Annotated in this window: 11 protein-coding genes and 1 pseudogene; 1 reads left to right on the plus strand and 11 read right to left on the minus strand. The window is 72.7% G+C overall.

The window, feature by feature from the left end; all coding sequences use genetic code 11:
* The 8 genes from G3I65_RS25365 to G3I65_RS25400 all read right to left on the minus strand — a co-directional run.
* Positions 1–355: MgtC/SapB family protein (locus G3I65_RS25365; RefSeq protein ID WP_160698327.1), on the minus strand; the 355-nt coding region annotated here is incomplete at its 3' end.
* Between the two features lie 220 nt (positions 356–575).
* The gene (locus G3I65_RS25370) at positions 576–2,180 is read right to left on the minus strand and encodes an alpha/beta hydrolase (protein ID WP_160698335.1); all 1,605 of its coding nucleotides are present in this window, start codon (positions 2,178–2,180) and stop codon (positions 576–578) included.
* A 141-nt stretch (positions 2,181–2,321) separates the two neighbouring features.
* Positions 2,322–2,744: a nitroreductase family deazaflavin-dependent oxidoreductase gene (locus tag G3I65_RS25375; protein WP_160698336.1), complete on the minus strand. Its 423-nt coding sequence runs from the start codon at positions 2,742–2,744 to the stop codon at positions 2,322–2,324.
* A 46-nt stretch (positions 2,745–2,790) separates the two neighbouring features.
* The gene (gene egtD / locus G3I65_RS25380; protein ID WP_160698328.1) at positions 2,791–3,768 is read right to left on the minus strand and encodes an L-histidine N(alpha)-methyltransferase; all 978 of its coding nucleotides are present in this window, start codon (positions 3,766–3,768) and stop codon (positions 2,791–2,793) included.
* On the minus strand, positions 3,765–4,520 hold the full coding sequence (egtC, locus tag G3I65_RS25385; RefSeq protein WP_160698329.1) for an ergothioneine biosynthesis protein EgtC: 756 nt from the start codon (positions 4,518–4,520) through the stop codon (positions 3,765–3,767). Before egtC ends, egtD begins: the two co-directional genes overlap by 4 nt.
* Positions 4,521–4,524: 4 nt before the next feature.
* On the minus strand, positions 4,525–5,868 hold the full coding sequence (gene egtB / locus G3I65_RS25390) for an ergothioneine biosynthesis protein EgtB (protein ID WP_160698330.1): 1,344 nt from the start codon (positions 5,866–5,868) through the stop codon (positions 4,525–4,527).
* Positions 5,865–7,133, minus strand: coding sequence for a glutamate-cysteine ligase family protein (locus tag G3I65_RS25395; protein ID WP_160698331.1), 1,269 nt, complete (start codon positions 7,131–7,133; stop codon positions 5,865–5,867). The genes egtB and G3I65_RS25395 overlap by 4 nt, the downstream gene beginning before the upstream one ends.
* A gap of 122 nt (positions 7,134–7,255) precedes the next feature.
* On the minus strand, positions 7,256–8,182 hold the full coding sequence (locus G3I65_RS25400; protein WP_160698332.1) for a LysR family transcriptional regulator: 927 nt from the start codon (positions 8,180–8,182) through the stop codon (positions 7,256–7,258).
* A gap of 121 nt (positions 8,183–8,303) precedes the next feature.
* On the opposite strand from G3I65_RS25400, the gene G3I65_RS25405 reads away from it, so the two are divergent.
* Complete coding sequence (locus G3I65_RS25405) at positions 8,304–9,503, plus strand: Glu/Leu/Phe/Val dehydrogenase (protein WP_160698333.1); 1,200 nt, start codon at positions 8,304–8,306, stop codon at positions 9,501–9,503.
* Here the strand turns inward: G3I65_RS25405 and pip are convergent.
* The 3 genes and pseudogenes from pip to G3I65_RS25420 form a co-directional block, all read right to left on the minus strand.
* Positions 9,500–10,444, minus strand: coding sequence for a prolyl aminopeptidase (gene pip, locus G3I65_RS25410; protein WP_160698334.1), 945 nt, complete (start codon positions 10,442–10,444; stop codon positions 9,500–9,502). The two genes, G3I65_RS25405 and pip, sit on opposite strands and share 4 nt — an antisense overlap.
* Positions 10,445–10,519: 75 nt before the next feature.
* Positions 10,520–11,248 carry an ESX secretion-associated protein EspG gene (locus G3I65_RS25415; protein ID WP_160698337.1) on the minus strand — a complete coding sequence of 243 codons (729 nt, stop codon included), beginning with the start codon at positions 11,246–11,248 and terminating at the stop codon, positions 10,520–10,522.
* Between the two features lie 25 nt (positions 11,249–11,273).
* A pseudogene (locus tag G3I65_RS25420) lies at positions 11,274–11,458 on the minus strand (hypothetical protein); the annotation flags it as partial.

Raw genomic sequence — 11,458 nt, forward strand, 5'->3', positions numbered from 1 at the left:
CCGCGACCGCGTACAGCCCGGCGCCGGCGAGCGCGCCGACCGCGGCCGAGCACCACAGCGTCGCCGCCGTGTTGAGGCCGCGGACGTTCAGGCCGTCGCGCATGATGACACCGGCACCGAGGAACCCGATGCCCGAGACGATCTGGGCGGCCACCCGCGTCGGGTCGGCGTCCCCGCTCGAGGCCAGGCCGCCGAAGCCGTGCGCGGACAGCAGGACGAACAGGGTCGCTCCGACGGCGACCAGCGCGTTGGTGCGCAGCCCGGCCATCCGGGCGCGGAACTGGCGCTCGACCCCGATGACGGCACCCAGGCCGACGCCGGCGCCGACGCGCAGCAGCATTTCGAAGATGGTCATGATCCGGCTCTTTTCCGGCGTGCGCGCACTGCCGGACAGAGGGCGGCCGGGTTCAGCCCAGCGGGAAACCCCCGGTGAGCGCGCGCCCGGCCGTCCGATGACTGTCCGCTGGCATGTGCCGCTCACCTCGCTTCCCGTACTCGTGTTGATCAAGCCCCGCCACGATACCGGACGCGAAAAGGCCGGGGCGACGTTCGCTGCGTCACCCCGGCCCGGTCCGCTACGGCGTTTCGAACGGCTGGACGTTCGGCTGGAACACCTGGCCGCCCGCCGGGACCTTGAGGTCGGTCAGGTAGTCGGCCACGGCCTTGTCGACGCCGAGGGCGTCACCGAGGATGCAGTGGCCGAACGCGTCGACCGACAGGAGGCGGGCGTTGCCCAGCTCCTGCGCCATCCGCTGGGCGAACTTGTACTGCGTCGCCGGGTCGTAGTAGTTGCCGACCACGACGACCGGGACGTCGGTCTTGGCCCGCCACGGGCCGCGGTAGGCGTCCGGCTTCTTCGCCGGCCACACCGGGCAGCCCGCCGTGTCGGCGAACGCCTGGTAGCGGCCGAACGTGGGCGATTCACGCTCCCACTGCGCGGCGATGCCCGGCACCTGGTCCTGCTTGATCCGGAACGGCTTGTCCGAGCAGTTGACCGCGAAGTACGAGTCGTCGCTGGTGTAGGGGCTGTCCGGGTTCTGGTCGGCCAGGCCCCGCTTGCCCGGGGTGAGTGCCTTGAGCGGCTTGGCCTGCAGGGTCTGGGCCTGCGCACCGGCCGGGTGGAGAGCGGTGTAGAGCGCCTGCAGGTCCTCGGCCAGGCCGGGGAACGCCGACGGCGAGTACAGGACGCTCGACACGCCGCCGGTGAACTGGTTGATGTCGACCGTGCCGCCACCGGGGATGGTGATCGGCTGCTTGCGCAGGTACTCGCGGAGCTCGTCGAACTTCGCCCGCGGGTCGCCGTCGCTGAACGCGCACTTCGCGCCGGCCTGGTCGCACCGTTTGAGGAAGCCGTCGAGGGACAACTCGAAGCCCTGCGCGCGTTCGCGGTCGTACTGCACGCCGTCGCTGGTGCGCAGCGCCGGGTCGACGTTGCCGTCGATCACGATGGCCCGCGACTGCTTCGGGAACATCGAGGTGTAGGTCGAGCCGATCAACGTGCCGTAGGAGAACCCGACGAAGGTCAGCTTCTGGTCGCCGACCGCCGCGCGCAGCGTGTCCAGGTCGCGCACGACGTCCTTGGTGGACATGTGGTTGAGCAGCGAACCGGCGTTGTTCTTGCAGAACTGCCCGTAGTCGCGGTAGCTGGCCAGCGTCCCGGAGATCTGGGCGCGCGAGAGCGGCACCGGGACCTGCGCGGAGAAGACCTCGTCCGCGTCTTCCTGGGTGGTGAAGCAGCGCAGCGGGTTGCTCTGCCCGACCCCGCGCGGGTCGAACCCGACGAGGTCGAAGCGGTCGAGGACCTGCGGCTGGAAGTAGTACTGGCCGCTGATCGGCATCCGCAGGCCGGACCCGCCCGGGCCGCCCGGGTTGAGGAACAGCGAGCCGACGCGCTGGTCCGGCGTGCGGGCCGCGCGCTTGAGCAGCGCGATGTCGATGGTGCCGAGCGCGGCGTTGTCGTGGTCGATGGGCACGCGGTAGCGGGCGCAGCTGTAGTACTTCACCTGGTCCGCGGGCACGCCGGCGAGGGTGGCGGGCGGGCAGGTGCCCCAGTTCGGCGCGGCGGTCGCCCCGACGACCGCCGGCTTGACGACGGCTTCGGTGGCCGCCGCCGCGGTCCCCGCCGTCCCGGCCGTGCCGAGCCCGGCCACGAGCGCTCCGGCCAGCGCGAACGAGCGTATCCGGCCCCTGGTGGATCTCCGCAAGACGTCTCCTCCCTAGGTCACGCATCCACCGCGCGTCCAGGACGTCACGGCGCGTTACCCGGGTGAGACTGGCACAAACCGGCGAAAGCCGTCACCGGCCAAAAGGATGGTGGGAACCTACCCGACGACCGTGGTGAGCAGGAAAACCGGCAACGGGCGGCCGGCTTCCCGCTGCTCCATCGCGTACCCCGGCCAGAACCCCAGCAGCTCCCGCCACATCGCGTCGTACTCCTCGCCGGAAAGCTCCCGCGCGACGACCTCGACGGGCCGCCCCGCCAGCGCGACCTGCGCCTTCGGGTTCGCGCGCAGGTTCAGCGCCCACGCCGGGTCGTGGCGGCGGCCCCAGTTGGACGCCGTCAGCACGAAGGTGTCGCCGTGCGGGTAGTAGAGCAGGTTGGTGCTGCGCGCCAGCCCGCTCTTGCGGCCCGTCGTCGTGAGGCGCAGCGACGGCAGCCCGGCGAGCGCCACGAGGCTCACCCGGCCGCCGAACGCCTTGTGCAGTTTCTTGTCCGCCCACACGACGAACCGCGCCGTGCGCATCAGCCACGGCTTCGTGCCGACGGCCCGGGCCAGGGCCCGAAGAGGATTAGCCACGCACGGATCTTGCCAGGCTCACCCCGAACCGCTGCTGGGAGTCGGTCCACCAGTGCGCCAGCTCGAACCCGGCGGCGGCCAGTTCCGCTTCGACGCCGGCCGGCCGGAACTTCGCGGAGATCTCGGTGCGGATGTGCTCTCCCTCGGCGAAGTTCACCGTGAGGCCGGCGCCCGGGATCTCGACCGTGAGCGCGCGACGGGCCCGCAGGCGCATTTCGATCCACTCGTTTTCCGCGTCCCAGTGCGAAACGTGGTCGAACTCGTCGGTGTCGAAGTTCGCGCCGAGCCGGGCGTTGATCACCCGCAGCACGTTCTTGTCGAACTCCGCCGTCACGCCCGCGGCGTCGTCGTAGGCGCGTTCGAGGATGCCCGCGTCCTTGACCAGGTCGGTGCCCAGCAACAGCCACTCCCCTTCGTCGAGGACGTCCCGGACCGACCGCAGGAAGGCCCCGCGCTCGGCGGGCAGGAAGTTGCCGATGGTGCCGCCGAGGAACGCCACCACCCGGGGCTGGCCCCCGGGCAGCAGGGCCAGGTGCTGGGTGAAGTCGCCGACGACGCCCCGGACCGTCAGCCCCGGGTAGTCCGCCGAAATCGCTTCGGCGGCTTCGGCGAGCGCCGACTCGGAGACGTCGAGCGGGACGAACGCCTCCAGCGTGCCGTGCGCGGTGAGCGCGTCGAGCAGCAGCCGGGTCTTCTCGCTCGACCCCGAGCCCAGCTCGACGAGCGTGTGCGCGCCGGTCAGCTCGGCGACGTCGCCGGCGTGCGCGGCCAGCACCTCGCGCTCGCTGCGGGTCGGGTAGTACTCCGGCAGCTGGGTGATCTTCTCGAACAGCTCGCTGCCTTCGGCGTCGTAGAACCACTTGGGCGGCAGCCACTTGCGCTCCGCGGTCAGCCCGGCGACGACGTCCGCGCGCAGTTCCGCGGTGACGGCGTCGCCGGAGCGGTGGTGGTCGAGATCGACTTCGGTCATGGGTTCTCCTGGGTCAGGGGAAGCAGTTCGACGCCGGCCGCGGTGGCGCGCACGGCGTGGTGGTCGGGGACGGGCCGCCAGCGCGGGTCGCCGTCACAGGGTTCGGACGACAGCAGCACCCCGGCCGGGGTCTCCAGCAGGGACAGCGCGTGCGTCCAGGCCGTGCCGATGAGGGTCGAGCCGTCGGTGAGCAGGAAGTTGAGCCGGGAACCGGGCGCGGCCGCCTCGACGGCGGCGGTCAGCGCCGCCACCGCCGTCAGCGGGTCCTCACCCGTGGCGAGCCGGGCCCGCAGCAGTGCCCAGAGCACCGCCGAATCCGTCGGCGCCTCCAGCGTCAGCAGCTCGGTGATCGGCAGGGTCTTGGCCAGTTCGGCCAGCGAATCCGGGTAGCCGCGGACGACGCCGTTGTGGCTGAACAGCCACGGCCCGGCGGTGAACGGCGCCGCGGCCGCTTCGGTCACCGGCATGCCGGTGGTGCCGTTGCGGACCGCGGCGACGAACGCGCCCGAGGTGACCGCCGCCGCGAGCGGCGGCAGCGTCTCGTCCGTCCACAGTGGAGTCGAGCGGCGGTGGCGCAGCGGCAGCGAGCCCGGGCCGGGGTACCACCCCAGCCCGAACCCGTCGGCGTTGACGGAGCCGCCGCCGCGCATGTCCGCCGGCGCGTAGGACTGCACCAGCAGCGAATGCGGCGCGCGGAAGAGCACCTCGGCGGGCGAGACCGGCTCGCCGAGGTAGCCGATGTGGCGGCACATGCGCCTACCCCACCTCGCCGGGCGCCGCGTCGCGGGCCGTCCGGAAGCCGGCGAAGATCTGCCGCCGGATCGGGTAGTCCCAGTTGCGGAACGTGCCGCGGATCGCCGCCGAGTCGGTGCCGAACGAGCCTCCGCGCAGCACCTTGTACTCCGGCCCGAAGAACACCTCCGAGTACTCCCGGTACGGGAAGGGCGCGAAGCCCGGGTAGCCGTGGAAGTCGGTGCTCGTCCACTCCCAGACGTCGCCGATCAGCTGGTGCGCGCCGGTCGGCGACGCACCGGCCGGATACGCGCCCACCCGCGCTGGCCGCAGGTGCCGCTGGCCGAGGTTGGCGTGCTCGGCGCCCGGCTCTTCGTCGCCCCAGGGGAACCGGCGCGACCGGCCGCTCGCCGGGTCGAACCGCGCCGCCTTCTCCCACTCCGCTTCGGTCGGCAGCCGCCGCCCGGCCCAGGTCGCGTAGGCCTCGGCTTCGTAGTAGGAGACGTGCACGACCGGCTCGTCGGCCGTGATGCGCTCGTACACCCCGAAGCGCGTCCGCCACCAGCCGTCCTGCTCCCGCTGCCAGAACCGCGGCGCGGTGATGCCGTGTTCGGTCCGGTACGCCCAGCCCGCCGGGCTCCACCACCGCTCGTCGTCGTACCCGCCGCCGTCCAGGAACGCGGCGTACGCCCCGCACGTGACCGGGACGGTGTCCAGCCAGAACGCGTCGACGGCGACCTCGTGCGCCGGGCGCTCGTTGTCCAGCGCCCACGGCTCGGCCGACGTGCCCATGGTGAACGCGCCGCCCGGCACCAGCACCTCGGCCGGCAGGGCGCCGGCGCGGGACGGCGGCGGCTCCGGCGCGTGCAGCACCGGATCGCCCTTGCGCAGCTGGTGGGTGGCCAGCATCGTCTCGTCGTGCTGCTGCTCGTGCTGGGTGATCATGCCGAACGCGAACGCCCGCTCGGTCAGCCTGGCGCCCTGCAGCGGCACGCGCTCCAGCACGTCGAACGCCTTCTCGCGGACCTGCTTCACGTACGCGCGCGCCTCGGCCGGCCCGAGCAGCGGCAGTTCCGGCCGGTCGGCCCTGGCGTGCTGGAAGGCGTCGTAGATGTCGTCGATGTCCGGGCGCAGCGGCTCCCGGCCGCCGACGTCGCGGACCAGCCACAGCTCTTCTTGGACGCCGATGTGCGCCAGGTCCCAGACCAGCGGCGACATCAGCTTCGAGTGCTGGCGGATCAGGTCCTCGTCGTCGACCGCGTCGGTCAGCGCCACGCTGCGCGCCCGCGCCCTCGTCAGTGCTTCGGCGGCTCGGGCGCGCAGGTCCTGCGCGCTCAGCTCGTCCAGTGCTTCTGCCTCTGTGCTCATGCTTCGCTCCTCGATCGGGACACGCGCCCCTGCACGCTCTCGCTGATCTCGGTGATCGATCCGGCCGCCAGCCCGGTCACGCCCAGTTCGGCGCAGCCGAGGTCGGCCAGCGCGGCCGCGACCGCGGCCAGGCCCGGGTCGGCCAGGCCGTACCGCGCCGCGGTGGTCCACCGGCCCGCCACCGGCGCGCACAGGTCGAGCACCTTGTCCACGGTGGCCGGACGGGCCAGCAGCGCGGAGACGAGCGCGACCGGCGGCAGCCACGCCCCCGGCGGCTGCGCGTCGAGGTACCGGATCTCCAGGTACCCCTGCGGGCGGACCGGGGTGAACATCGTCGTGAGGTGGTAGTCGAGGTCCGCCGACGTCGGCTTCGGCAGCAGGGCGGCCGCGCCCCTGCCGTCGATCCAGTCGGCGAACGTCAGCCCCTCCGGGGCGTCCCACGGCCGGCCGGCGCGGGGCAGCACCAGCAACGGCGTGTCCATCAGGCGAGCGGCCCACTCGGCCGCGGGTTCGCCCGCGACGCGTTCGGTGCGCGACCGGACCGCTTCGGTGTCGTGCACCGCGAGCCAGCGGGCCGAAGCGAACCCCGTGTCGCGCCCGGCGTGGACGCGGGAATTGGCGAAGAGGGCCAGCAGCGGCGGGCCCATGGCGTGCGCGGCCGCCCAGCGGAACGCGTGCTGGTCGGTCTCCCCCGCGTCGACGCACACCTGCAGGCCCGCGGTGCTGCACATCATCGTGAGGCCGCCGGGGCCGATCGCCGCGAACCGGCGTTCCATCGCCGCGTAGCGCGGCGTGCGCAGGACCCGGCGCGGCGCGCGGTGCGCGTCGATACCGGTTTCGCCGAGTTCGAGCCCGTGCCGGGCGAGGAGGGTGCGCAGGTGGCGCAGATCGGCCGAGACGACCGCGTCGAGGTCGCGGAGCGTGGCCTGGGGAGGGCTGGAGATTTCGACCTGGCAGCCGGGTTCGAGGCTGACCGGGCTGCCGGCCGGGAGTGGCGTGGCGGGGCTGTCGGGACGCAGTGTCCGCGGGGTGTGCGCGCCCAGCGCCGTGGCCAGTACGTCGGGATCAAGGGGTCTTGCCGGGTCGTCGGCGTGGTGCACGGTGAATTCCAGCTCCACGCCGATCAGGCGGGGCGGTCCGTGCTTGAAGCACACCGATGCCACGTACGCCTCCCCGGCCGCGCGGTCCGCGAGGACCCGTGCGGTCTGGTTGGACGCACTGCCCGACTTCTCGGGAAAATCGTGCATCGTAGACGCTTCTGTCATGTCCGTTTCCTGGTTCCGTGTGGTGGAACTTCTTGACTTCGGACGCTACACGCGGGGTACGACAAATTCAGGGCTCGTCTTGCCCCGCAGGACGGTTTCACCACTCCGTAAGAACCCTCGGATCAGGGCAAAGCGGACTCGGTGCCCAGCCCCAGTTCGGCCGCTGACGCGCGCACGGCCTCGATCACCAGGTGCAGCGCGGGCAGCCGGGACGCGGTGCGCCGGTAGGCGATCGACACCGTCCGCAGCAGCGGCGTGGTGAGCGTGACGACGTCGATCCCGGGCGGCCGCAGCAGGCGCAGGCCGAGGTCCGAGACCAGCGTGATGCCCAGGCCGGCGCCCACCATCGCCATCGCCGTCGACTGCTCTTCGACCTCGTGGTTGATCTTCGGGGCGAAGCCGTGTCGCTGGCACGCGGTGCGCATCGCGCGGCCGAAGTGCGACTTCGCGCTCGCCAGGATCCACGGGTGCTCGGCGAGGTCGTCCAGCGACGCCGAGCCCGAAGGCACCGCGCCCCGCGGCACCGCGGCGTGCAGGCGTTCCACGGCCACCACCGCGCGCTCCAGCCCGGGGTCCCACGCCGTCGGCGCGTCGGAGTAGTCGATGACGAACGACAGGTCGAGGCTGCCGTCCCGGACGGCTTCGGCGGTGTCCTCGGGCGCCAGTTCACGAGTGCGCACCTCGATGCCGGGGTGCTCGCTTGCCAGCGCGGTCAGCGCCGTCGGGAGCAGGCCGGAGGCCACCGAGGCCCACACGCCGGCGGTCAGCCGGACCGTGCGGGACTCCTGCGCCTCCTCGAGGGCGAGCGTGGCGCGGTCCACCGAGCCGAGGATCTCCTCCGCGTGCTCCGTCAGGAGCGTGCCCAGCTCGGTCAGCTGGACGCGGCGGCCGAGCCGTTCGAACAGCTTCGCGCCCACGTCGCGTTCCAGCTGCGCGAGCTGCTGCGAAACGGCCGAAGCGGTGTAGTGCAGCGCGGCGGCTGCGGCGGTCACGGTGCCCCGGCGGTGCAGCTCGCGAAGCATCCTCAAGCGGTGCAACGAAAGCTCCATACACAAAACCTAAACGAGATCGTGCAGGTTCGTTAAATGGACGCGGCCGCCACCCGGAGCGCACTCTCGTGGAGGCGGCCGGGACGGGCCGCCCCGGACTTCCCTGGAGGTGAGTGGCCTGATGACCCCGCGCAACGCCGAACCGCTGATGCGGCTCACGTGGACCGATTCCATCACCGGCGCGCACGGCTACCTGGTCGTGCACAGCCTGGTCTCGGGCGTCGCCACCGGCGGCACCCGGATGCGGGCGGGCTGCACGATGACCGAGGTGGAGGACCTCGCCCGGGGCATGGCCAACAAGACCGCGACCTTCAACCTGCCCGTCGGCGGGGCCAAGGGCGGCATCGACTTCGACCCGAAGGACCCGCGCGCCTTCGGCGTCCTCAAGCGGTTCTGCTCGTTCCTGCGGCCGTGGCTGGACGCGCACTGGGTGACGGCGGAGGACCTCGGCGTCCCGCAGCACCTGATCGACGAGGTGTTCGCCGAGCTCGGGCTGGAGCAGTCGTACCACGCCGCGATCCGCCGTTCGGCCGACCCGGCCCGCACGCTGCGCCGGGTGCAGGCGGGCCTCAACGCCCCGGTGCCCGGCGGGCTGCTGCTCGGCGACGTCGTCGGCGGCTACGGCGTGGCGCAGGCCTGCCTCGGCGTCGCGGCGGCGTGGGACTGGGACGTCGCCGAGACGACGGTGGCCATCCAGGGCATCGGCACCATGGGTGGCGGCGCGGCCTGGTACCTGCACGAAGCGGGCATGAAGGTGGTCGCGGTGGCCGACGCCGCGGGCACGCTCTACGACCCGGTCGGGCTCGACGTCCCGGCCCTGCTGGAGCTGCGTGACCGCTTCGGCGAGGTGGACCGCTCGCGGCTGCCGGCCGGGGTGCGCGCGCTCCCCCGCGAGACGATCGTCGGCATCGACGCGGACATCTTCGTGCCGGCCGCGATCTCCTACGCGCTGCGCCCGGACAACGAAAACCTGGTCAAGGCCTCGGTGGTCGTCGAAGCGGCCAACGCGGCGACGACACCGGAAGCGGAAGCCGCCCTGTCCGCGCGCGGTGTCGCGGTGGTGCCGGACTTCGTGGCGAACGCGGGCGCGGCGGCGTGGGCCTGGTGGCTGCTGCTCGGCGAGGTCGGCGCCGACCCGGCGGACTCGTTCCTGCGGCTGCGCACCGAGATGCAGGCGAAGGTGGCGCTGCTGCTGGCCGACTGGCGGATGGACCGGCTGCCGCTGCGCGTCACCGGGCTCCGGCTGGCCGAGGCCAACCGGGTCCGGCGCACCGAAGCCGCGCTCGCCCCGGAGGGCGAGCCGCAGCTGCTCATCCCCTAGCGGCCCGCGAAGCGGTCGGTCGCGCCGATCAGGACGTCCTGCATCGACGCGGCCGACACCGTGTGCCCGACGTCGTCCAGCATGACCAGCTCGCTGCCGGGCCACGCGTGGTGCAGCAGCCAGGGCGTGCCCACGATGTTGCTCGTGTCCAGCACGCCCTGGGCCAGCACGGCGGGGATGCCCGCGAGCTTGCCCGCCTCGCGCAGGATCTCGCCGTCGGGCAGGAACGCGCGGTTGCTGAAGTAGTGCGTGACGAGCCGGGCGAAGCACAGCCGGTACGCCGGGTCCTCGAAGACGTCGTGCGGCGGCACCCCGGGGAGCATGGCGTCTTCCCACGCGCACCAGTCGTCGGCCGCCTTGTGGTGGATCGCCGGGTCCGGGTGCATGAGCAGCCGGTGGTAGGCGGCGGACAGGTCGCCGTCGCGCTCGCTTTCCGGGACGCCTTCGCGGAACTTCGCGAAGGCCTCCGGGAAGTACGCGCCGAGCCCGCGGATGAGCATCTCGATCTCGATGTGGCGGTCGGTGGCCAGGCCCATCAGGACGATCTCGCTGACCCGGTCGGTGTGGCGCAGGGCGTAGACGAGGCTGAGCACCGAGCCCCAGGAACCCCCGAACAGCAACCACTTCTCGATGCCGAGGTGCTCGCGAAGCCGTTCGAAGTCCGCCACCAGGTGGTCGGTGGTGTTGGCGGAGAGGTCGGCGACGGGCTCGCCGGCGTACGGCGTGCTGCGCCCGCAGCCGCGCTGGTCGGCCAGGACGATGCGGTAGCGCGCCGGGTCGAAGAACCGCCGGACGTTCGCCGAGCAGCCGGAGCCGGGCCCGCCGTGCACGACGAGCGCCGGCTTGCCGGCCGGGTTCCCGCAGGTTTCCCAGTAGATCTCGTGCCCGTCGCCGACGGCGAGCCTGCCGTGCTCGTACGGTTCGATCTCGGGGTACAGCATCGGCACGTCCTTCCACCCGGAATGCAACAGCGCTGTCACATTAGCCGGGTGCGCGATCTCGCGCCTGCCGTTTTTTCAGTTCAGGGTCTGGGCCAGCTCGTCCAGCGTCTCGGCCAGCTCCCGCGGGCCCGCCGGCCCGATGTGGATGACGGCGTCGTCGCCCGACCCGGTCGTGTAGCTGAGGTAGCGGCCCCAGTCCGTGTCGGCGTAGTGCAGTGGCTGCTGCAGGCAGCTGTGGCGGCCGACGTCGTCGCGCCGGCCGACGTAGAGCTCACCGCTGCCCGAGACGGGCCGCTGCACGAGGCTGACGACGTCGGCGACCGCCGGGGCAAGCGGGTACGCCTCCTGACCGCGGCGGGCGGCCTCGGCCAGGTCCGCGACCCGGACGGTGCGCGGGTGCCCGCCGCCGGGCCCGACCGGCGGCAGCTGCTCGACGAGGGATTCGGCGAGCCGGTTCCGGTCGATCTCCTGCACCCCGACGTGCGTGCCGTCGGAGACCGCGAGGATCGCCTGCAGCCCTTTCGCGGCGGCGAGCACGCCGTAGGTCTGCCCGTCGACGCCGACCCAGCCGTAGTACTCCCGCGCGGGGCTGACCAGCAGCGGGAGCCAGTCGAGGAAGTCGACGGTGACGCGGCCGCGCACGTCGACGAGCCCGGCTTCGGCGAGCGCGGCGTCGATCCGCTTGCCGGCCTCGTCGCGCTCCTCGTCCGACAGCCAGATCGGCTCCGGCCGGAGGGTGATGTGCAGCTGGCCCGCCTGTTCGCGCTCGGCCAGCGCGGCCAGCGCCTCGACCGGAACGTCCACCCGGCCTGTTGCCACGTCCACCCGCCTACTCGCCGATGACCGGCGGACTGGTCCGCTGGTCGGTCCCGAAGATCGCGTCCGGGTCCGCCTCGATCAGGAAGTCCGGCCGCTGGTGCTCATCATCTTCCTCACCCTCGCCGCGCCGGCCGCCGGGGCCCATCGCCCCCATCTGCCCGCTACGCCCGGCCGCCGACCGCGCCGCGGCGGCTT

It is taken from the genome of Amycolatopsis sp. SID8362, from assembly GCF_010550475.1.
Lineage (GTDB): Bacteria > Actinomycetota > Actinomycetes > Mycobacteriales > Pseudonocardiaceae > Amycolatopsis > Amycolatopsis eburnea.